The 20,912-nt window shown below is 76.5% G+C and carries 15 protein-coding genes and 3 pseudogenes; 8 read left to right on the forward strand and 10 right to left on the reverse strand.

All coding sequences use genetic code 11. The features are described 5' to 3' along the window. Positions 1 to 153: 153 nt before the first annotated feature. The 3 genes and pseudogenes from thpR to BS72_RS13340 all read right to left on the reverse strand — a co-directional run bounded on the left by thpR (position 154) and on the right by BS72_RS13340 (position 3,227). The gene (thpR, locus tag BS72_RS13330) at positions 154 to 855 is read right to left on the reverse strand and encodes an RNA 2',3'-cyclic phosphodiesterase (protein WP_078901800.1); all 702 of its coding nucleotides are present in this window, start codon (positions 853 to 855) and stop codon (positions 154 to 156) included. A gap of 437 nt (positions 856 to 1,292) precedes the next feature. Beyond that, positions 1,293 to 2,675: pseudogene (locus tag BS72_RS13335) on the reverse strand (MFS transporter); the annotation flags it as partial. Between the two features lie 174 nt (positions 2,676 to 2,849). Continuing rightward, positions 2,850 to 3,227, reverse strand: coding sequence for a MarR family winged helix-turn-helix transcriptional regulator (locus tag BS72_RS13340; protein ID WP_078901801.1), 378 nt, complete (start codon positions 3,225 to 3,227; stop codon positions 2,850 to 2,852). Between the two features lie 207 nt (positions 3,228 to 3,434). Between BS72_RS13340 and BS72_RS13345 the strand changes: the two genes are divergently transcribed. Further along, complete coding sequence (locus BS72_RS13345) at positions 3,435 to 3,659, forward strand: ribbon-helix-helix protein, CopG family (RefSeq protein WP_078901337.1); 225 nt, start codon at positions 3,435 to 3,437, stop codon at positions 3,657 to 3,659. 78 nt (positions 3,660 to 3,737) lie between these two features. Here BS72_RS13345 and BS72_RS13350 read toward each other — a convergent pair whose 3' ends face one another. Beyond that, complete coding sequence (locus tag BS72_RS13350; RefSeq protein WP_037910624.1) at positions 3,738 to 5,195, reverse strand: NCS2 family permease; 1,458 nt, start codon at positions 5,193 to 5,195, stop codon at positions 3,738 to 3,740. A 239-nt stretch (positions 5,196 to 5,434) separates the two neighbouring features. Here BS72_RS13350 and BS72_RS39520 point away from each other — a divergent pair, with 239 nt between their 5' ends. Next, entirely contained in the window at positions 5,435 to 5,872 is a 438-nt protein-coding gene (locus BS72_RS39520) for a DUF2530 domain-containing protein (RefSeq protein ID WP_322942230.1), read from the forward strand. 256 nt (positions 5,873 to 6,128) lie between these two features. Here the strand turns inward: BS72_RS39520 and BS72_RS13360 are convergent. Next, positions 6,129 to 9,445: pseudogene (locus BS72_RS13360) on the reverse strand (sacsin N-terminal ATP-binding-like domain-containing protein). Positions 9,446 to 9,925: 480 nt separating this feature from the next. Continuing rightward, on the reverse strand, positions 9,926 to 10,864 hold the full coding sequence (locus tag BS72_RS13365; RefSeq protein WP_037910626.1) for a DUF3027 domain-containing protein: 939 nt from the start codon (positions 10,862 to 10,864) through the stop codon (positions 9,926 to 9,928). Between the two features lie 342 nt (positions 10,865 to 11,206). Here BS72_RS13365 and BS72_RS13370 point away from each other — a divergent pair, with 342 nt between their 5' ends. The 4 genes and pseudogenes from BS72_RS13370 (at position 11,207) to BS72_RS13385 (ending at position 15,236) form a co-directional block, all read left to right on the forward strand. Then, positions 11,207 to 12,517, forward strand: a complete 1,311-nt coding sequence (locus BS72_RS13370) for an MFS transporter (RefSeq protein ID WP_232792384.1) — start codon at positions 11,207 to 11,209, stop codon at positions 12,515 to 12,517. 332 nt (positions 12,518 to 12,849) lie between these two features. Beyond that, entirely contained in the window at positions 12,850 to 13,332 is a 483-nt protein-coding gene (locus BS72_RS13375) for a hypothetical protein (protein ID WP_037910630.1), read from the forward strand. Positions 13,333 to 13,368: 36 nt separating this feature from the next. Continuing rightward, a pseudogene (locus tag BS72_RS13380) lies at positions 13,369 to 14,147 on the forward strand (futalosine hydrolase). Positions 14,148 to 14,342: 195 nt separating this feature from the next. Further along, positions 14,343 to 15,236, forward strand: a complete 894-nt coding sequence (locus BS72_RS13385) for a 1,4-dihydroxy-6-naphthoate synthase (protein WP_037910632.1) — start codon at positions 14,343 to 14,345, stop codon at positions 15,234 to 15,236. 132 nt (positions 15,237 to 15,368) lie between these two features. Here the strand turns inward: BS72_RS13385 and BS72_RS39525 are convergent, their stop codons facing one another. Continuing rightward, on the reverse strand, positions 15,369 to 15,755 hold the full coding sequence (locus BS72_RS39525; protein ID WP_037910634.1) for a cold-shock protein: 387 nt from the start codon (positions 15,753 to 15,755) through the stop codon (positions 15,369 to 15,371). 174 nt (positions 15,756 to 15,929) lie between these two features. On the opposite strand from BS72_RS39525, the gene BS72_RS13395 reads away from it, so the two are divergent. After that, complete coding sequence (locus BS72_RS13395) at positions 15,930 to 16,157, forward strand: hypothetical protein (RefSeq protein ID WP_037910636.1); 228 nt, start codon at positions 15,930 to 15,932, stop codon at positions 16,155 to 16,157. A 61-nt stretch (positions 16,158 to 16,218) separates the two neighbouring features. Here the strand turns inward: BS72_RS13395 and BS72_RS13400 are convergent, their stop codons facing one another. From BS72_RS13400 to BS72_RS38215, 3 genes are all read right to left on the reverse strand, one after another. Further along, a complete protein-coding gene (locus tag BS72_RS13400) occupies positions 16,219 to 16,893 on the reverse strand; it encodes an HAD family hydrolase (RefSeq protein ID WP_265736821.1) in 675 nt (224 codons plus the stop codon). Between the two features lie 169 nt (positions 16,894 to 17,062). Next, the gene (locus tag BS72_RS38210) at positions 17,063 to 17,383 is read right to left on the reverse strand and encodes a hypothetical protein (protein WP_051951073.1); all 321 of its coding nucleotides are present in this window, start codon (positions 17,381 to 17,383) and stop codon (positions 17,063 to 17,065) included. A 244-nt stretch (positions 17,384 to 17,627) separates the two neighbouring features. Further along, the gene (locus BS72_RS38215) at positions 17,628 to 18,176 is read right to left on the reverse strand and encodes a hypothetical protein (protein ID WP_051951074.1); all 549 of its coding nucleotides are present in this window, start codon (positions 18,174 to 18,176) and stop codon (positions 17,628 to 17,630) included. Between the two features lie 75 nt (positions 18,177 to 18,251). On the opposite strand from BS72_RS38215, the gene BS72_RS13410 reads away from it, so the two are divergent. Further along, on the forward strand, positions 18,252 to 20,876 hold the full coding sequence (locus BS72_RS13410; protein WP_051951075.1) for a helicase-associated domain-containing protein: 2,625 nt from the start codon (positions 18,252 to 18,254) through the stop codon (positions 20,874 to 20,876). Positions 20,877 to 20,912: the final 36 nt, after the last annotated feature.

A 20,912-nucleotide genomic window follows, 5' to 3' on the forward strand; every position in this document is an offset into this window, starting at 1 on the left:
CGCCCGGTGGCCGTCGGGCGCTCAGGGGCTCACTCAGGGGCTCGGGCTCTCAGGCGCTCAGCGGAAGGCTGCGGCGACGATGACGACGGCGAGCATGAGAACGAATGCCGCGGTCATGACGCGCGTGCGGGTCTTGGGGTCCACGGTTCGAGGTTAACCGGCCGCGCGGGGTCCTCCTGCCCCCGGGTCCGCCTCGGCGCTGCCCGGGGCCTCGGCGCCGCCGTCCCCGTACGGGCTGCCGGGGCCCGGCCCGCCCGGGGTGTCCGGCTGCTCCCCGGCGCCCGAGGGGCGGCCGAGCGGCCAGGACGCGGCGACCTCGTACCGGGGCCGCTCCCCCGGCGCCCCGGACCGCGGCGGCACGCTGACGACCAGAGCGGCCTCCCCGACCTCCCACGGCGTGCCCTCGAAAGAGGCCAGCTCCTCGGCGAAGGGGCCCAGCCGGACGGACGCCGAGCGGGCCGTGCGGGCGAGGGTGAGGTGGGAGCGGAAAGGGTGCCCCTCGTCGGCGGGCGCCCCGGCGCGGCGCGCGCCGGCCCGCAGCGAGCGGGCCAGGCCCTCAAGGGCCGCGCGCTCGCCGGCGGCGGCCGTCCACAGGACGTGGTCGCCGAACCGCCCGCCGCCGGCCAGCCGCAGCGTGTGCGGCGGGTGCCGGCGGGCGGCCCGCGCGAGCCGTTCGTCGAGGCCGGGGCGGACGGAGTCGGGCACCTCGCCGAGGAACGCCAGGGTGAGGTGCCAGTCCTCGGGGCGGGTCCAGCGCAGCCGGTCGGCGCCCGGCAGCCGGCGCAGCGGTGCCACGGCGGCGGCCAGTTCACGGACGGCGGCCGGGGGCGGCAGCACCGCGACGAAGAGCCTCACCGCCGTCCGCCCCCGATCGTCAACGGGCCCGGGCGGTCCCGCCGCGCCCGGCGCCCCGACGCTACCGGAGCCGGCCCCGGCGCGGCGGCCGACGCCCCGGCCGTCCGCGCTCCGGCCGCCCACGCCCCGTGTCCGGGGCCCTCAGGCCACCGACGTGACGCGGGCCCCGGAACCAGGCGCGTCGATCCCGCCTGGACCGCCTGGACCTCCCGGGCCGTCCACACCATCCGGACGGTCCGTGTCGTCCGGCCCGACCGGACCGACCCGCCCGTCCCGCCGGTCGTGCGCCCGGCCCTCGGCGAGGCCGTCGGCGGTCCCGCCGTCGGAGTCCGGGCGTGCGGCGGCCTCCGGTGCGGCGTCCGAGCCGCCGCCGCGGGCCTCGGGGACGGCCGGCGCCTCGACGCCGGGGCCTCGGGGGCCGCGGGGACGTCGGAGCCCTCGGGCACCTCGCGCGGAACCAGGGCGACCAGGGGGCCGCCACCGGAGCGCCGCAGGTTCACCCGCAGCCGCAGCCCGCCGGACCGCGCCAGCACCACGCCGACCCCGGCCGCTCCCGCGACGCAGATCAGGCCGCCGCTGAGGAAGCCGACCCGGGCGCCGAAGTTGTCGGTGACCCAGCCCATGACCGGACCGCCGATCGGGGTGCCGCCGACGAAGACCATCATGTACAGGCTCATCACCCGGCCGCGCATGACCGGGTCGGTGGCCAGTTGGACGGTCGCGTTGGCGGTGGTGTTGAAGGTGAGGCCGAACACACCGATCGGCACCAGCAGCGCCGCGAAGATCCAGAACGTGGGGGCCAGCGAGGCCACCACCTCAAGCGTGCCGAAGAACATGGCGGCGGCCACCAGCATCCGCAGCCGGGTGCGGCTGCGCCGGGCGGCGAGCAGCGCGCCGATCAGCGAGCCGGCCGCCATCAGCGTGTTGAACAGGCCGTACGTGCCCGCGCCCGAGGAGAAGACCTTGTTGGCGAAGGCCGACAGCCAGATCGCGAAGTTGAAGCCGAAGGTGCCGATGAAACCGACCAGCACGATCGGCCAGATCAGCTCGGGCTTGCCCGCCACGTACCGCAGGCCCTCCCGCAGCTGCCCCTTGCCGCGCGGGGCGCGCTCGACGCGGTACAGCTCCGAGCTGCGCATCAGCAGCAGCCCGGTGATCGGGGCGATGAAGGACAGCCCGTTGAAGAGGAACGCCCAGCCGCTGCCCACGGCGGTGATCAGCACGCCGGCGACGGCCGGGCCGATCAGCCGGGCGGACTGGAAGTTGGCGGAGTTCAGCGAGACCGCGTTGCGCACCTGCGCCGGCCCGACCATCTCCATCACGAAGGTCTGCCGGGTCGGGTTGTCGAGGACGGTGACCACGCCCAGCAGGAACGCGATGGCGTAGACGTGCCACACCTGGACCACGCCGCTGAGGGTGAGGGTGGCCAGCGCCAGCCCGAGCACGCCGAGGGCGGCCTGGGTGCACAGCAGCAGCCGGCGCTTGGGGTACCGGTCGGCTATGACGCCGCCGTAGAGCCCGAACAGCAGCATCGGCAGGAACTGGAGGGCGGTGGTGATGCCCACCGCGAAGGACGAGCCGGTGATGCTGAGCACCAGCCAGTCCTGGGCGATCCGCGACATCCAGGTGCCGGTGTTGGATATCACCGCACCGGTCGCGAAGAGCCGGTAGTTGCGGATCCTCAACGAGCTGAAGGTGCCCGTCTTCGTCTCCGCGGGACGGTCAGGTTCGGTTGCGGTTTCTGGTCCGGCTGCCGAACTCAATCGGTACTCGCCTCCCCTTCCTCGGGCGTCCCTCCGGGTGATCCCGGCCGGGTCCATCTCGGGTACTGCTCGGTCCTGCTCGGTGCCGGCCTATGCCGCCAGTGCGGCTCGGTCCTGCTCGGTCCTACGGGGTCCTGCTCGGTCCTACGGGGTCGTACGGCGCGCGGTGGTGACCGACGCCGTACGACCGGTCGTGCCGCGGCCCGGCGCACCGGGCGCCGGGCCGCACCGTCACAGGTGCGCCAGCCTCTCCAGGACGGGGGCGGCCTCCCGCAGCACCGCCAGTTCGTCCTCGGTGAGCTTCTCGGCCAGCTCCGCGAGCCACGCGTTGCGTTTCCTGCGGCTCTCGGCGAGCATCGCGCCGGCCTGTTCCGTACGGCTGACCACCACCTGGCGGCGGTCGTCGGGGTGCGGTTCGCGCACCACCAGCTCCTTGGCCTCCAGCATCGCCACGATCCTGGTCATGGAGGGCGGCTGGACGTGCTCCTTGCGGGCGAGTTCGCCGGGTGTGGCGGAGCCGCACCGCTCCAACGTGGCCAGCACCGACATCTCGGTGGGGCTCAGGGTCTCGTCGACGCGCTGGTGGCGCAGTCGGCGGGACAGTCGCATCACGGCGCCGCGCAGCTCGCTCACTGCGGCGCGGTCGGCCTCGGACAGTTCGGTCACGATCTTTAGACTACCTCATTACTTAGACTAAGCACGCACTCCGCACCCGCGCCCGGTGTCCAGGCAGACCGTCGGACCATTTCATCCGTACGAGTGATTTTCGGCGGGAAAACAGCACATGCGCCCACGGTGTGGCACGACCGTGGGCGCATGGCATCGAGAGTGCTCAGCCTCCGGGTGGACGAAGAGCTGTGGGAGCGCATCCGGGCCCACGCCGCCAGGCGGGGGATCAGCCCCCAGGACTACGTGCTCCGGGCCCTCGTCCGGGACGACTTCGACCAGCGGTTCATGGCCTCCGTCGAGGAGACCGACCGCTTCTACGCCGCCGCCGGAGCGCACGACGCCCCGCCCCCGGCGCACGGCGCGGAGCCGTGACCGGAGGCGGGGCGAGGCGGCCTCAGGGGCCGGGACCGGACCGGAGCCGAGGCCGGGACCGGACCGGAGCCGGGCCGATCAGACCAGGCCGAGGGCCGGCATCAGGTAGTAGAAGGCGAAGACCGCGGCCACCAGGTAGAGGGCGACCGGCACCTCGCGCCAGCGGCCGGCGATCACCCGCAGCAGGCAGAAGGTGATGAAGCCGATACCGATGCCGTTGGTGATGGAGTACGTGAACGGCATCATCACCATCGTCAGGAACACCGGGATGGCGATGGTGAAGTCGCTCCAGTCCACCTCGCGGACCGATCCGGAGAGGATCAGGAAGCCGACGGCGACCAGCGCGGGCGTGGCCGCCTGTGCCGGGACCATGGTGGCCAGCGGGGTGAGGAAGAGCGCGGCGACGAACATCAGGCCGGTGACCACGCTGGCCAGGCCGGTGCGGGCACCCTCGCCGGCGCCCGCGGTGGACTCCACGAAGCAGGTGTTCGCCGAGGAGGAGCTGACGCCGCCCGCGGCGGTGGCGATGCCGTCGATCATCAGCACCCGGCTCATGCCGGGCAGGTCGCCCTTCTTGTCCAGCAGCCCGGCCTCGTCGCTGACGCCGAGGATCGTGCCCATGGCGTCGAAGAAGCAGGACAGCAGCACCGTGAAGACGAAGAGGATGCCGGTCAGCACCCCGACCTCGTGGAAGCCGCCGAAGAGGCTGAAGTGGCCGAGCAGCCCGAAGTCGGGGGTGGACACCGGGTTGCCGGGCCACTTGGGCACGGTCAGGCCCCAGCCGGCGGCCGGCACGTTCGCCACCGCGTCGACGATCAGGGCCAGCGCCGTCATCGCCACGATGGAGATGAGGATCGCGCCCGGCACCCGCCGGACGATGAGTCCGAGCGTGAGCAGCGTGCCCAGGATGAAGATGAGCACCGGCCAGCCGTGCAGGTGGCCGTCGGTGCCCAGCTGGAGCGGGACGGTGGTGTGCGCGGCGTCCGGCACGCGGGTGACGAAGCCGGAGTCGACCAGGCCGATCAGCAGGATGAACAGGCCGATGCCGATCGCGATGCCCTTGCGCAGGCCCAGCGGAACCGCGCTCATCACGCGCTCCCGCAGGCCGGTGGCCACCAGCAGCATGATCGCCAGGCCGGCCAGCACCACCATGCCCATCGCGTCCTGCCAGCTCATCCGCGGGGCGAGCTGGAGCGCGACGACGGTGTTGACGCCGAGGCCGGCGGCGAGCGCGATCGGCACGTTGCCGACCACGCCCATGAGCAGCGTGGTGAACGCGGCGGTTATCACGGTGGCCGTGACCAGCTGGCCGCCCTGGAGGTGGTGGCCGTACTTGTCGACGCCCGAGCCGAGGATGATCGGGTTCAGGACGATGATGTAGGCCATCGCGAAGAACGTGGCCAGGCCGCCGCGGATCTCCCGGGGGATGGAGGAGCCGCGTTCGGAGATGTGGAAGAACCGGTCGATCCCGGTGGGCGGCGGACCGCTGGGCCGGGTCGCGGCCGCGGGAGCGGAGGCCGAGGGGGACGGGGACATGGGGTCCTCAGGGTGCTGTGCTCGCCGCGGTTTGGGCGATCATACGAATGGATTTCGTCAACAAGTGACCGTTTCAGTATGAACAAACAGCAAAGCAGACGCTATCTCCGCGCGTAGAGCGTTGGGGGGACAGGGCCCCGGACCCGCCCCGAACCGCGCGGGAGGGTTCGGACGGGTCCCCGAGGGGTGCGAGGACGTCCTCATGGGCCGGCGGCGGGCGCGGGCATACCATGGGCGCCGTGACCGATCAGCCCGCGCCGCAGCCGCCCGAGCGGCCCGAGCCGTCCGCGCCCTCCGGCTCCGCCGGCGCCTCCAGCTCTTCCGGCTCCCCCGCCCCGGCCCCGCCGGCCGGCGGAGACGCGGGCGGCGCCGTCCGCGCCGAGTCCCCTGCCGGGAAGAAGCGCCCGGCGCTGCGCGAGGCCCCCGAGCCCCTGGAGGCCAACGACGTGGCCACCGTCACCGTGGGCACGGTGATCTGGTTCGCGCTCTTCGTGGTGCAGCTGCCGTTCTACGGCTGGTACTCCGACCACGGCCACACCTGGTTCATCTGGACCTGCCTGGCCGGGGGCTGCCTGGGCCTGCTGGGCCTGAAGTACACGCGCGGGCGCCGTGACGCGATCGCCCGCGCCCGGGCCGCCCAGGGCGGCGGGCCGGACGCCCCGGTCGGCGCGGCCTGACGCGGCTTGCCGGGGCCTGACGCGGCCCCGTAGCGGGCTCGGCACCGTCCCGGGTCGGCACCGTCCAGGCCCGGCATTGTCCAGGCCCGGTCCGGCCGCACAGCCCGAAGGATCTACGCGGACCGTCGGAGGATCATCCCGTCAGCCGATCGGACCGCCTGGCAATCGTGAAGCCCGGCAGTCCGACAGCCCGACCATGTGACGGTCGGGCTGTCGGGCTGTCGGGCTTCGTCGTGGGCGGCTACGAACGGTCGCCTCAGTCGAACCAGCGGGCCTGGGCCAGCTCCGCCGTGCGGGTCGGGTCCTCAAGGAGCGCGGCCAGCTCGAAGCGGCGCTCCCAGTGGCCGGCGGCCCAGGCGAGGCCGGCCGCGACGCCCTCCACGGTGGAGCCGTGCAGTACGCCGCCGGTCCACCGCCAGTCGACCTCCACGTCGCCGGTGAGCAGCAGCCGCTCGTGCTCCACGTAGGAGGCGGGCGCGCCCGGCAGCAGGTCGTGCACGGCCGGCGGCACGTCGTGCGGCTCGCCCTCGGAGACGACCTCGGCCCGGACGGCCTCGCTCAGCCGCCCCACCTGGAACAGCTCGGCGAGCTCGGCGGCCAGCCGGGGCGGCACCGGCAGCAGGGGCCGGCCGGCGGCCAGCGGCAGCAGGTCGGGGGCGTCGGCCACCAGCGCGTCGGCGGCGTCCACGACGGCCGGCTCGCCGTCCAGCACCGCCCGCACCTCGTCCGGGAGGGTGACCTGGTCCGGGTCGAGCACGGCCAGCGCCGCGTACAGGGCGTGCAGCTGCGCGGCGGAGACCGGCCGGTCCGGGTCGGCGAGCCGGGCCAGCAGCTCGGCGGCGCCACCGGGTTCGGCCAGCAGCGCGGCCACGGTGGTGCGTACCCCGAGCGCCCGCAGCACCTGCTCGTCCACGTCCGCGTCGGTGTCGGCCTCGTCGTAGAGGCCGGCCAGCAGCCGGTCGCCGCCGGCGGCGCGCAGGCCGACCGGGCGGCGGCCGTCGAGCACCGGGTGGTCGCGCAGCCACCAGGCCGCGTAGGGGCGGACGGAGTCGGTGGTGCCGTCCGGCAGCAGCACCCGCAGCGGGGAGGTGACGGCCTCGCGCAGCGGCGGCCGGGAGAGCAGCGCCAGCGCCTGCGGCCAGGCGTCGTCGTCCACCAGGTCCAGGTCGCGGACGCCCACGATCTCGGTGGCCACCGGCGGCACGTCGGTCTCCGGGAGCTGGTCGAGCACGTCCTCGCACCACACGTCGACGGCGTCCAGCAGCCCGACGTCGTCGGGTTCGGCCCAGTCGGTGTCGCGGGGTTCGAGCTCGTCGGGGTCGAGGACGACGTCGGCGGCGCGCACCAGCGCGAACGTGGCGAGCACGCCGACCGCGGTGAGCGGCTGTTCGCCCCACCGGTCGGCGAGCGCGGTGTCCACGGCGGCGAGTTCGCCCTCCCGCAGCACGTCCTCCAGCGGGCTGCCGGGCAGCACCAGCTCGCCGGCCGGGGCGAGTTCGCCGTCCTCGTCGGGCAGCGCGAGCGCGGCCAGCCAGGGCTCGTCGCCGGGCGCGAGGCCGGCGGCCCGCACCAGCGCGAGGACGGTGTCGGCGAGTTCCTCGGCGTCCAGGCCGGTGTCGTCGTCCCAGGCGGGGCGGTCCTCGTCGAGCGAGGCGGCGACGGCCGCGCGCACCTGGGGGCTGGTCAGCACCGCGCGAGGGGTGGCCGGGGCGGCACCGAGCTTCTCCAGCAGCGGGTGGGCGGCGTCGGCGTGCGCGACCCGCAGGCCCAGCCGGGCCAGCGCGCGCGGGTCGGGGCCGTCGTCCTCGGACGGGGCGTCAACGGCGCCGCCCGGGACGGTGGACGGCTCGGGCAGCGGCACGGGCAGCAGCACCTGCCGCGGGCCCACCACGGTGCGCCCGTCGGCGAGCGGCACCGGCAGCCCGCTGAGCACGTCCGGTGAGGTGCCGGCCAGCGCGTCGTAGAGCCGCCACCACCACTGCGCGGGCCGTTCGGCGCCGGCCAGCCGGTCCACCGCGTCGGCCAGCGTCATCCGGGCGACGCCGAGCTGGCGCAGCGCCGGACGCCGCTCCAGCGCGGCCGGCAGCAGCGTCGGCAGCACCTCTGCGAGCACCGCGACGGCCTCGGCGCCGGCGCCCTCCACGATCTCGGCCTCGACCGGGCGCAGCGTGCCGCGGTCCCCGGCCAGCGGGGCCCCGCCGTCCCAGCCGCCGTCCCAGGCGTCCGGGTCGGCGGCGGGCATGCCCTCGTCCGGGCCGGCGGCGTCGGGCCGGACGGCGCGCGGCAGGAAGGCGGTGCGCGGCAGCGCGTCCAGCACGCGGCGGCGCAGTTCGCCGTCGAGCGCGCCCTGGCCGAGCGGGCCGGGCACCAGGTCGACCACGCCGGTGCCGGCCGGCTGCCAGCCGGCCATCAGCCGTACGTAGCCCGCGGCGGCGCGCTCCAGCAGGAAGTCGGTCAGCGGGCCGGGGGCGGCGTGCCGCCGGGTCGGGTCGAGGGGGAAGCTGGCCAGCAGCAGCGCCGGCAGGTCCAGCGGCTCGTCGGTCGGCGTGGGGGCGTGCACCACGCGGGCGGTGCGCGGCGCGGCCGGGGCGCCCTCGGCGTCCACGGGGACGGCCCAGGTCACCGACCAGACGGGGCGCAGCCGCTCCTCGACGGGCCGGTCGGCCAGCAGCGCGGGGTCGAGGGCGCCGCCGGAGGCGTCGACCCGCCAGCGGGTGGGCGCGGGCCGGGCGGAGTCCTCCACGAGCACGTCACCGGCACCGGCACCGGCACCGGCACCGCCGCCGTCCAGCGGGCGCCGGGTGAGGGTACGGGTGCCGGCCGGGGTCTCCACCACGACCTCGGCCAGGCCCGGCAGGGCGAGCAGCAGCGCGTCGTCCACGCCGGCCAGCAGCCGGGCGGCGAGGTCCTCGGCGCCGCCGTCGCGCAGCGGCAGCACCACGACGGTGTCGTAGCCGTCGGGGCGCTGCCCTCGGCGGGGAAGGGCAGCCGCAGCAGCGGGACGTGGCCGTCGCGGCGGCGCAGCTCGTCGGCCAGGCCGGGCACCTCGGCGGCCAGCTCGCGGGCCTCGGCCAGCGACCAGCGCGCCCCGCCGGTGCGGCTGAGCACGGCGGGCTCGTCGCTGACCGCGAGGACGGCGGCGAAGCCGACGCCGAACCGGCCGACCACGGCGTTCGAGGCGGCAGCGGTGCCGGCGTCGTCGTCGCGCTTGGCGGAGGCGCGCAGGGTGGACAGCGACTCCACGGCGGCGGCGTCCAGCGGGGCGCCGGTGTTGGCGGCGGCCAGGCAGGGCTGCGCGTCGGGGCCCGCGCCGGAGCCGGCCTCGTAGAGGGTGAGCCGCAGCCGGCCGGGGACGCCCGCGCGCACGGCGGCGTCGGCGGCGTTCTGGGCGAGTTCGACGATGAGGCGGTCGCGGTGGCCGCCGAGTGCGAGGTCCTCCTCGGCGTTGGCGTCCTCGCGGAAGCGGGCGGCGGAGCCGGACCAGGCGGTCAGGACGGCCCGTCGCAGGTCCGCCGTGCGGAACGGGTCCGGCCGGCCTTCCGGGGTGCTGCGGATTACGCCAGGGCGGGTCACTGCGGCCTTCCGTCGTGCTGCTCGTGGGTACTCGGGTGTACGGGTCGGTACGGGTCGGGTACGGCGGGCTGGCTGACGGCCCCTTCCGGGCCTCTTGCAGGGTGACGGTACCGCTCTCGTGGGCGTGCCGGGGTGCCGGGTGCTGGCGGGGCCGGGCCGCGCGGTGACGGGGTCCGGGCAGGTCCGGGGCGGGGTCGGGCAGGTCCGGGGCGGCGTCGCCGGTACCGGAGGCGGGGTCCGCGCGGCCTCGCGGGCAGAGGGGCAAGCGCCGCCCCCCGCGGGGCCGCCGCGAGACGGCCAGGCGGGATGAGACGGCAGCGCCTCACGGCCGGGCGGACCGGGCCGCTTGACGCGGGCCGTCAGCACGGGCGGGCGGGTGCGCTGGAGTGCGGCCGGAGCCCGCCTGGGGCGTGGCGGCGGCCGGGAGGACGGCGCGGGTCCCCGGCCCGCGAGGGGGTCGGGCCGGGAGGCGCGGCGGCGTCAGGAGGTGCCGGGGTCCCCCGCGGCCTCGTCGTCCCCTTCGGCCGGGTCGGCGGGGGTCTCGGGGTGCAGTTGGTCCGTCTCGTTGAGGTCGTCGAGGACCATGGGCGGCGGGGGCGGCGTTCTGGGCATCACCGCGGCCTCGGAGTGGCCGCCGCAGCCGTACTCCAGCGAGACCAGCTGGCCGTCGGAGCTCGCGTACTCGTTGGCGCACACGCCGAACGCCTGCCGCAGCGACCCGGCGACCGGCACCAGGAAGGCGCAGCTGGCGCACCGCGCGGGCGCGGCCTGCGCCATGGCGGTCTCCGGGCCGAACCGCTCCTCCCAGCGTTCGGCGGCGGCCTTCAGCCCGTACCGGGACAGCACCCGGGCCCGGTCCATGCCGATCTCGCGGGCGACGGCGCCGATCTCGGCGGTGGACGGCGGGGGTGTGACGGCGACGACGCCCGTTGACGGCTCCTGCTCAAGCTCCGGCTCGGCCTCGGCCGGCTCGGCCGGCTGAGCAGCCCTGACCTCGGCCCACTCCTGCTCGGCGGCCCGCGCCCGCGCCTGCGCCTCGGCGCCGCCGGTCCAGCCCGGTTCGAGGCGCGGGTCGTCCGGCTCGGTGGGGAGCAGGTCGCCGGGGCCCATGTCGCCGGGGCGCAGCCGCTCGCTCCAGGGCACCCACGCGGGGGCGAGGACGGCGTCGGTCCCGGGCAGCAGCACCGTTTCGTCGACCGTGACGGCCTTGCCCCGGGAGGCGCGGGTGAGCGTGGTCGCCCACCGCCAGCCCCGGTAGGCGGGCTCCTCGCAGGCGAAGAGGTGGGTGACGACGCGGTCGCCCTCGGCGACGACCCCGAGATGCTCGCCCACCGACTCGTGGCCGACCGCCTCGCGCGTCACCGTCCGCGCGAGATCGACCGCCTCGGCGCACAGGCGGTCAGGGGTACGGCTTCGCATCGCAGGACTCACAGAAATCGTTTCTCTCTCTACGCCGTCTGAACGCCTTCTCGTGGTGTGCGCACGGGGGCGGGCGGGACGCGGGCGGTGCCTGGAACGTGCGGCGGAGCGGACCTGCGGACCGCTTCAACGCCTGGTTCCCGGCTCTCCCCGGTCCTGCCCGAGCGTCCTCGGGCGCACCTGTTGCACCTATTCTGCGCGATCGCACGGTACCGGTGCGCACCACGGCCGCAAAGGAGGGGGTGCGGAGACTTCCATTTGGGGCAGGATTGCGACGTGGCACGAACTCTGGCCGCGGGTCGTGGACCCGTTCGCAGAGCCGGGCGCGCCCTCGTCGGCGGCGTGGGGCGATCGGCCGGCGCGGTGCGCCGCCGCGTCCGCCGTACGACGCACGCCGGCGGGGCGGGCGAGTCCGGGCTGGCCAAGCTGATCGAGCTGCACGCGGTGCACTCCGCGGGCGACATGCTCATCACCGTGGCCCTGGCCAGCACCGTCTTCTTCTCCGTCCCGAGCGGCGAGGCCCGCAACCGGGTGGCGCTCTACCTGCTGGTGACGATGGCTCCGTTCGCCCTGCTGGCGCCGGTGGTCGGCCCGCTGCTGGACCGGATGCAGCACGGCCGGCGGGCGGCGATGGCCGGTTCGCTGATGGCCCGCGCCGCGCTCGCCTGGACGATGGCCGGGGTGGTGTCCACGGCGGGCCTGGGCCTGTATCCGGCGGCACTGGGCGTGCTGGTGGCGTCCAAGGCCTACGGAGTACTGCGCAGCGCGGTGGTGCCCAGGCTGCTGCCGGCCCGCACCACGCTGGTCAAGGCGAACTCCCGGGTCACTCTGGCGGGCCTGCTCGCCACCGCGGTGGCCGCACCCGTCGGAGCGGGGTTGCACGTGATCGGGCCGCAGTGGCCGCTGTACGGGGCGTCGGTGATCTACGTCGGCGGCGCGCTGATGTGCATGGCGCTGCCGGCGGTGGTGGACTCGGCGCGCGGCGAGGGCAAGGCGCGGCTGTCGGCGGACGAGGAGGCGCCGCCGGAGCCGACCGGTCTGCCGGGGCGGCCGCCGGGGCTGCTGGGGGTGGGCCCCTCCGTACTGCACGCGCTCCAGGGCAACTGCGGGCTGCGCGCGCTGTCCGGGTTCCTGACGATGTTCCTGGCGTTCATGCTGCGCGAGCACCCGGTCGGCGGGCTGTCGCCGGAGCTGTCGCTGGGCATGGTGGCGGTGGCGGCGGGCGCCGGCAACGCGCTGGGCACGGCCCTGGGCGCCTGGCTGAAGTCCCGCGGGCCCGAGGTGATCATCGCGACGGTGCTGGTGTGCGCGCTGTCCGCCGCGGTGGTGGCGGCCGGCTGGTTCGGTGTGGTCACGGTGGTCCTGGTGGCGGCGGTGGCGGGCATCACGCAGGCGCTGGCGAAGCTGTCCCTGGACGCGCTGATCCAGCGGGACGTGCCGGAGCGGGTGCGCACCTCGACGTTCGCCCGCTCCGAGACGGTGCTCCAGCTGTCGTGGGTGGTGGGCGGCGGGCTGGGCATCGTGCTGCCGCTCAACGGCGCGCTGGGCATGGCGGTGGCGGCGGCGCTGGTCCTCACGGCGTTCGCGGTGTCGGTGCGGGGGCTGCTGGGCTCGGCCCGGCGCGGCGGCGCGACGAGCGCGCGGGTGGCGTGAACCCCCGGGGGCCCGGGCGCGGGTTGCCCGAACCGCCTGAAGGTCGGGCGGCGGGGGCGGCCCGCGGTCCGCTGAGAGGTCCGTTCCGCCGCAGGCAGGGCACCGCGCGCGGAGGTCCGTTCCGCTGCAGGCAGGGCACCGCGCGCGGCCGTGCGGCGGCCCTCCCACGGGCTCCCGGACCGTGCCGGCGGCGGGTCCCTCCGAAGGGTGTTCGACGGGCGTCCGGCCGTCCCCCGGACGGGTCGTGGAGCGGTCCCTGACGTGCCGTTCGCCGCAGGACACGGCGCACCCCCGCGCGGACCTGGAGCGACCACCCCGGTAGCCTCACCCCCATGACCATTCGCCGCACCGCCACCGCTCTCGGTGCCCTCTCCCTCGGACTGCTCAGCCTCACCGCCTGCGACAAGCCCACCGCGCAGGCGACGGTGACCGTGGGATCGAAGTCCGTCCAGGCCGAGGCCAGGCCGGCCTGCCGCGCCAGCGACGACAAGCCGCTGGACCAGACCACCTTCGTGGCCTGCCTCAACGGGACGCCGACGCACCACATGACGGTGCCGGTCGGCGACCAGGTGCGGATCGGCGTGGACCCGTCCATCGGCGACAAGGGCTGGCTGATCGCGGCCGACAACGCGCTGGTCACCCCCGAGCTGCTCAAGGACAAGACGTACTGGTCGGTGGACAGCGCGCAGCTGTTCCAGGACCAGCAGACGGGCACCACGAAGTCGTCGGTGACGCTGGCCGTGGTCGAGAGCACGGACACCACGGGCAAGGACTCCTACCGGGTCATCCAGTTCAAGCTGGTCCGCGGCAAGTGACCGGGCAGGGCCGGCCCCCCGGTCCGGGGCGGGCGGCTGCTGGTCGTGGCCGCGGTGCCCGCGGAGGCCGACGCGGTGACGGCCGGCCTGGCAGGGCGGGCGGCCGCGGGAGCGGTACCGGACGCGGCGGTCCGCGGCGCTGGCGGCGGCGCCGGCGTCGACGTGCCCGCCGACGTGCTGGCCGGCGGGGTCGGCCCGCGGCGGCGGCCGCCGCGACCGCCCGGGCGCTGGCCGTGGCGGCGGCGGCCGGACGGCCGTACACGCTGGTGGTGAGCGCGGGGATCGGCGGCGGGTTCGCGCCGGCGGCGCCGGTCGGTTCGCTGGCGGTGGCGAGCGCGATCGTGGCGGCCGACCTGGGTGCCCAGACGGCCGACGGCTTCGTCCCGGTGGCGGAACTCGGCTTCGGCACCTCGGTCCACCTGCCCCCGGCCGGTCTGGCGACGGCCGTGGTGGCGGCCCTGGAGCCCCTGGGCGCCTGCCTCGGCCCGGTGCTGACCGTCTCCACGGTGACCGGCAGCGCGGAACGGGCCGCCGAGCTGGCCGCCCGTCACCCGGGCGCGGTGGCGGAGGCGATGGAGGGCTTCGGCGTCGCGGAGGCGGCGTCGGCGGCCGGGGTCCCGGTGCTGGAGGTGCGCGCGGTGTCCAACGCGGTCGGCCCGCGCGACCGTTCGGCCTGGCGGATCGGTGACGCGCTGACCGCGCTGACCCGGGCCTTCGAGCTGCTGCCGGACGTGCTGGACGCGTCCGAGGTACTGGACGCGCCGGACGTCCTGAGCGCGCCGCCGTCCGGTGGGCCGGCGGCCAGGACGGCCTGAGCGCGGGCGTGGCGGCGTACCGTCGCACCGGGCGCCGGGCGGAGCACCGCGGGCGGGTGGACGCGGAGCGGCGGCGGGTGAGCGGGTGAACGGGGACCACGGGGAGCAGCAGGCGGACGGCGCGTGCGGGACACGGGCCGACGCGAGAGACGCGTGAGAACGCGGCAGGACGCGGTAGAGCAGGGTGAGGGTCATATGAACGCACAGGCAGCGGCACAGACGGAGCGGACCGGCGAGGACGGGCGGGCGGCGGACACGCTGCGGATCGCCTACTCCCCCTGCCCGAACGACACGTTCGTCTTCCACGCGTGGGCGCACGGCGAGGTCGAGGGCGCGCCGCCGCTGGACGTGTCCTTCGCCGACATCGACATCACCAACGGCCTGGCCGAGCGCGGCGAGCTGGACGTGCTGAAGGTGTCCTACGCGGTGCTGCCGTGGGTGCTGGAGGAGTACGCGCTGCTGCCCTGCGGCGGCGCGCTGGGCCGCGGCTGCGGGCCGCTGGTCCTCACCCGGGAGGCGGACGCGGACCTCTCGGGCGCCACCGTCGCGGTGCCGAGCGAGCGCTCCACGGCCTACCTGCTCTTCCGGCTGTGGGCGGCGGCGGAGGTCCCCGGCGGAGTCGGGGAGATCGTCGTGATGCCGTTCAACGAGATCATGCCGGCGGTGCGCGACGGCCGGGTGGACGCCGGACTGGTCATCCACGAGGCCCGCTTCACGTACCAGGACTACGGCCTGCACAAGCTCGCCGACATGGGCGAGCACTGGGAGGCCACCACCGGCCTGCCGATCCCGCTGGGCGCGATCATCGCGAAGCGCTCGCTGGGCCGGGAGCGGCTGCACGCGCTGGCCGAGGCGACCCGGGCCTCGGTGCGGCAGGCGTGGCAGGCGCCGGAGCGGTCCCGCGACTACGTGCTGGCGCACGCGCAGGAGATGGACCCGGCCGTCGCCGACCAGCACATCGGGCTGTACGTCAACGAGTTCACCGCCGACCTCGGCGAGGCCGGCTACGCGGCCGTTCGCGGGCTGCTGGACCGCGCCGCGACCGAGGGCCTGGTGCCGCCGCTGGCCCCGGGGGCCCTGGACTTCTGACCTCCGGCCCCGAGCCGCCGCCGCGCCGGAGGTACCTCTTCCGGCGCGGCGGCGGCTCGGCACCCGCGGGGAGCGCGGCCTGGGGGCACGCGGCGCGGGGCGCGGGGCGCGCCCCAGGGCCCCGCTGGGCTCTCAGCCGACGTCGAGCTGGTCGGCGACCACGCGGAGCACCGAGGCGATCTTGTGGCCCTGGGCCTTGTCGGGGTAGCGGCCGCGCTGCAGCGAGCGGGCCACGTCCTCCAGGAGCGAGGTGAGGTCCTGGACGATCGGCAGCAGCTCGTCGGGCTTGCGCCGCTGCGCCGCCGCGACCGAGGGGGTGGGGTCGAGCAGTGTCACCGTCAGCGCCTGGTCCCCCCGCTGGCCGGCGACCACGCCGAACTCCACGCGCTGCCCGGGCTTGAGCACGGTGACCCCGGCGGGCAGCACCGAGGAGTGCACGAAGACGTCGCCGCCACCGTCACGGGAGAGGAAACCGAAACCCTTCTCGCTGTTGAACCACTTGACCTTGCCGGTAGGCACGTGCGACCTCGTCCTCGTTGTGTTGGAAGTTGCGCGAAACCGCTCTGAACAAGACGGCAGCGGGCCCGTCGGGGACCCGCCGGGACCAGGCTAATGGCCCTGCGCCGGGTGGCAAGACGGCCTGGGGTCGAGTGCCGTGCCCCCACCGCTTCCCCTCGGACCTACCCTTGTCGGGTGAGCGAACAAACCAAGGGCGCGGGCGACCTGCTGGTACGGATCGGCGCCATCACCTTCGTGGTCGGCGCGGTGGCGACCATCGTGACCGTCATCCCGTTCCTGCTGGGCACGACGCGGCTGCCCACCCCCGCGTACTTCGTCTCGATGCTGATGGGCCTGGGGATGCTGCTCGCCCTCGTCGGCCTGCTGCGCGCGGCCCTCGCCCAGCGCCAGAGCTCCAGCTGACGCCCAGGGCTCCGGCTGACGCGCGGGCGGGTGACCGCCGGGCCTGCCGCCCGACGGCCGGTCAGCCGGCGTGGGCGGCGGTCCGGGCGCCGGCGTGGGCAGCGGTGTGGGCGGCGAGCCAGCCGGGGAACTCCGTGAGGTCGGCCAGGACGACGTCCGCGCCGGCCGCCCGCAGCTCCTCGGCCGTGCACGGGCCGGTCGCCACGGCCACCGAGACCGCTCCGGCCCGCCGGGCGCCGCGCACGTCCCCGACGTGGTCGCCGACGTAGACCGAGGCGCCCCACTCCACCAGCGCCTCCGCCTTCGCCTCGGCCCACAGCGAGCCGCACAGCTCGGCGTCGATACCGACGTGGTCCAGGTGGAGCCGGGCGTTGGGGCCGTGCTTGGCGGTGACGACCAAGGACCGGCCGCCCGCCCGCCGCACGGCGTCCATGGCCGCCAGCGCGCCGGGCATCGCCGGCGTGGGCGCGATCGCGTGGTCGCCGTACAGCTCCCGGTAGCGGTCGGCCATCGCCGGCACCCGCTCGGCCGGGAACCAGTGGGCCAGCTCCTCGTCGAGCGGCGGCCCGAGGCGGGTCACCGCGAGGGCGGAGTCGATGAAGACGCCGGTCTCCTCGGCGAGCCGGTCGTACACCGCCTTGATGCCGGGCCGGGAGTCGATCAGCGTCATGTCGAGGTCGAACCCGACGGTCAGCGGACCGGCGGGCGCGGCGGCGCGGTCACCCGCGTCGGGCACGGCCGTCCCGGCGTCCAGGGGGCTTGCGGTGGCCACGGCGTTCACAGCGTCTCCAGCGTTCACAGCAGCCATTGTCCCCGACCGCCCGCACAGCTGTACGGGAGCCCGTCCGGGGACCCGGCGGTCCGGCGGCGCCCGGGTGGTGTGCGGAGGCGCCGGCGCGGCCGTCTCACACCGAGCGGCGGGCCCGCCAGAGCAGGTACGCGGCCGAGCCGGCGGCGGCGACGCGGACGGTGACGGGCAGGCCGTCCAGGACCGCCTGGCCGGTCCGGCCGTGCGCGATCGGGTCGCCCCACTTGCCCTGTCCACGCCCCCAGACCCAGAGCAGCAGCCCGGCGGCGGCCGTCCCGGGGACGCCGAAGACCGCGATCTTGGCCTGGGTACGGCTGTAGGCCCGGCTGAAGTACCCGGCAAGCCAGCCCGCCCCCAGCAGCACCCAGGAGCCGGCCACCGCGCCCGCGACCAGCAGCGCGGCGCCCAGCAGCAGCATCGGGCCGCCCCAGCGGCGCGCTCCCGCGCCGCCCCGCCGTCGCCGCGGCGGCGGCGCCGGAGCAGCCCGCCCAGCGGCCGCCGCCTCGCGGCCGGAGCGGCCTCGGGCTCCTCCTCGGCCGCCGCCTCGGCCGCTTCCGCCTCGGCGGCCTTCGCCGCGGCGCGCTCCGCGGCGGCCCGGCCGGAGCCGAGGTCCTCGTCGTCGAAGGGGATGGAGATGCTGCCGGTCATCCCGGGCAGGCCGGTCAGCTCCTCCCCGGCCAGCGGCCCGGACCCCGCGGCCTCCTGCCACCAGTCGCGGGCGGCGCCGTCCTCGGGCGTGCTGAAGCGGAAGCCCGGCGGCGTCGCGCGGTCGGCGCGGGCTGCTCCGTCCCGGCCCGGCCGCTTGCGGAAGTCGGGCTTCGCGCCGGCCGCGCCGCCCATTCCGGCCGTCCCGTCACCGCTTTCCGTACGGTCACCGCCGTCCCGGCCCTCGGCCGCGCCGCGGGCGGCGCGGCGGGGCGCGTGTAGGGGCCGTAGGAGCCCGGCGGCGGCTCGGCGGGCGGCGGGGCCTCGGCGCGCCGGGGTGCGGGGGCGCTGGACGCCGCCGCCTCCACCACCTCGTCGGGGCTGCCGATCCGGCCGAGCAGGCGTTCCACGGAGGCGGGGGTGTCGCCCTCGCCGCGCTGCTGGTCGATGTCCCGGCGCAGCTGCGCGACCAGCCGCATCCGGTCGGCGGCGGGCAGCGCGGTCTGCGCCAGGTCGCCGACCCGGCTCAGGTAGTCGAACACCAACCGGTCGCTCTCCACACCCATGACCGGGCCCCCTTTCGCGCATGCCAGGACGACCGTACCCGTAGGCCACCGGCCGGTGCGGCTAATGTGGGACGGATGGACCGGAAGGACCACACCGAATCCGTGGACACGGCCGGACCGCGCACCCTCGCGGAGGAGCTGCGCGCGCGGAACGACGACGCCCTGGCGCGGCTGCTGCGGGCCCGTCCCGACCTCCTCGCGCCCGTGCCCGCCGACATCACGCAGCTCGCCACCCGGGCCGGCACCCGCGCGTCGGTACTGCGCACCCTGGACCGCCTCCCCCGGTTCACCCGCCAGGTCGCGGAGGCGCTGGCGGTGGCCCCGGACCCGTGCCCGTACGACGTGCTGCTGACCCTGATGGCGGGCGCCCCCGAGCCCGGTGCCGAGCCCGGTGCCGGTCCCGCGGCCGGTCCGGACGCGCGGGACGCCGGGGCAGCCGAGGTGATCGCCGGAGGGGCCTCCGGCGAGGACGCCGGTGCCGCCGCCGGGCCCCTGGACGACGTGCTGCCGCGGCCGCTGGCCGCCGCCGTCACCCGTGCCCTGCCCGCCGCCGTCGGGACCCTGCGCGCGTACGGCGTGCTGTGGGGCGGCGAGGACCGGCTGCGGCTGGTCCGGGCCGCGCACGAGGTGCTGGGCCCGTCCGCCTCGGTGGCCTCGGGCACCGGCCTCGGGCCCACGGTGGGCGAGGCCACGGCGGGCATGTCGCCGGCCCGCCTCCAGCAGATCGTCACCGACGCCGGGCTGCCGGCCACCTATGACCCGGTCAGCGCCATAGAGGCGCTGTCCGCGCTGTTCGGCGACCGGGCGCGGCTGGCCGCGCTGCTGGCCGCCGCCCCGCAGGGCACCCGCTCGCTGCTGGAGCGGCTGGTGTGGGGCCCGCCCTACGGCGAGGTGCGGGACGCGACCGCGCCGGTGCGGGCGGCGGAGGCCGCCGGGCCGGTCCAGTGGCTGCTGGCCCGCGGCCTGCTGCTGCCCTCGGGCCGCAGCACCGTGGTGCTGCCCCGGGAGGCGGCGCTGACCCTGCGCGGCGGCCGGGCGCACCGCGTCCCCGAGCCGGCGGCGCCCGAGGTGGCCACGGTGGCGCGTACCCCCCGGACGGTGGACATGACGGCGGCGGGGCAGGCGTTCACCGCCGTGCGCACCGTCGCGGAGCTCCTGGCGGCCTGGGAGACCGGCGGCCCGGCGGTGCTGCGGGCCGGCGGCCTGAGCGTCCGCGACCTCAAACGGACGGCCACCACCCTCGACCTGACGGAGCAGCAGAGCGCGTTCTGGCTCGAACTCGCCTACGCGGCCGGGCTGGTCGCGGCCGACGGCGAGGTCGACGAGGCGTACGCGCCCACCCCGGCGGCCGACGGCTGGTCCCAACTGCCCGCGCACGAGCAGTGGGCGCGGCTCGCCTCGGCCTGGCTGGCCGCCACCCGCACGCCCGGGCTGGTCGGCAGCCGCGACCCCAAGGGCCGGGCGCTGGCTGCGCTCGGACCCGAGCTGGACCGCTCGCTCACCCCTCAGGTGCGGCGCGCGGTGCTGGGCCTGCTGGCGGGCCTGCCGGCCGGCTCGGCCGCCGACCGGGAGTCCCTGCTGGCCCGGCTGCGCTGGGAGCGGCCGCTGCGGGCGGGGGCGGAGGCGCTGCGCGCCGAGCTGGTGGCGTGGACGCTCCAGGAGGCCGAGGACCTCGGCGTCACCGGCCGCGGCGCGCTGGCCGCGCACGCCCGCCCGCTGCTGCCGGGACCGGCGCCGTCGGAGGGCGAGGACGCGGCGGCGGCCGACGTGGCGGCGGCCGCCGCCGCGCTCGCGCCGCTGCTGCCCGAGCCGCTGGACCACGTGCTGCTCCAGGCCGACCTGACGGCGGTGGCGCCGGGGCCGCTGGTCGCGCCGCTGGCCGAGACGCTGGGGGTGCTGGCCGACATCGAGTCCAAGGGCGGCGCCACGGTCTACCGGTTCACCCCGGAGTCGGTGCGGCGGGCCCTGGACGCGGGACGCACCGCCGACGAGCTGCAACGGTTCCTGTCCGCGCACTCGCGCACCCCGGTGCCGCAGCCGCTGAGCTACCTCGTCGACGACGTCGCCCGCCGTCACGGCACGCTGCGGGTGGGCGCCGCCTCCGCGTACCTGCGCTGCGACGACGAGGCGCTGCTGACCGGGCTGCTGACCGACCGCCGGGCGGCCGGTCTGGGCCTGCGCCGGCTGGCGCCGACGGTGGTGGCCGCGCAGACGGACCCGTCGACGCTGCTGGAGAAGCTGCGGGCGATGGGCCTGGCCCCGGCGGCCGAGTCGCCCGACGGCGACGTGCTGATCACCCGGCCCGACGCCCACCGCACCCCGCCGCGCACCGCCCCCGTGCCGCTGTCGGAGGGGCCGCCGGCGCCGGACGCGAAGCTGCTGGAAGCGGCGATCCACGCGATCCGCGCGGGCGACCGGGCCAGCACCGCGGTACGGCGGGCGCCGGCCGCGCGCGAGGACGGCCCGCCGCGCACCCCGGCCGCCGACACCCTCGCCACCGTGCAGGCGGCGACTCTCGCCGGGGAGTCGCTGTGGATCGGCTACGTCAACGCGGAGGGCGCCGCGAGCCAGCGCGTCATCGCGCCCACCCGGGTGGAGGGCGGCTTCGTGACGGCGTACGACCACACCGCCGACGAGATGCGGCGGTTCGCGCTGCACCGGATCACGGGGGTGTCGGCCATCGCGGACGACTCGGACTGACGGGCCGTCACATCGCTGCGCGGGCAAGGCGGTTGG

Origin of the sequence: Actinacidiphila yeochonensis CN732 (assembly GCF_000745345.1) — a bacterium.
GTDB classification, from domain to species: Bacteria; Actinomycetota; Actinomycetes; order Streptomycetales; family Streptomycetaceae; genus Actinacidiphila; species Actinacidiphila yeochonensis.

Bases quoted from the DNA above. Each gene is read 5' to 3' on its own strand.
- BS72_RS13340 (WP_078901801.1), bottom strand. From the start codon at position 3,227: ATGCGACTGTCCCGCCGACTGCGCCACCAGCGCGTCGACGAGACCCTG.
- BS72_RS13410 (WP_051951075.1), top strand. From the start codon at position 18,252: ATGGACCGGAAGGACCACACCGAATCCGTGGACACGGCCGGACCGCGC.
- BS72_RS38210 (WP_051951073.1), bottom strand. From the start codon at position 17,383: ATGCTGCTGCTGGGCGCCGCGCTGCTGGTCGCGGGCGCGGTGGCCGGC.
- BS72_RS13375 (WP_037910630.1), top strand. From the start codon at position 12,850: ATGACCATTCGCCGCACCGCCACCGCTCTCGGTGCCCTCTCCCTCGGA.
- BS72_RS38215 (WP_051951074.1), bottom strand. From the start codon at position 18,176: ATGGGTGTGGAGAGCGACCGGTTGGTGTTCGACTACCTGAGCCGGGTC.
- BS72_RS13350 (WP_037910624.1), bottom strand. From the start codon at position 5,195: ATGTCCCCGTCCCCCTCGGCCTCCGCTCCCGCGGCCGCGACCCGGCCC.
- BS72_RS13365 (WP_037910626.1), bottom strand. From the start codon at position 10,864: ATGCGAAGCCGTACCCCTGACCGCCTGTGCGCCGAGGCGGTCGATCTC.
- BS72_RS13345 (WP_078901337.1), top strand. From the start codon at position 3,435: ATGGCATCGAGAGTGCTCAGCCTCCGGGTGGACGAAGAGCTGTGGGAG.
- BS72_RS13385 (WP_037910632.1), top strand. From the start codon at position 14,343: ATGAACGCACAGGCAGCGGCACAGACGGAGCGGACCGGCGAGGACGGG.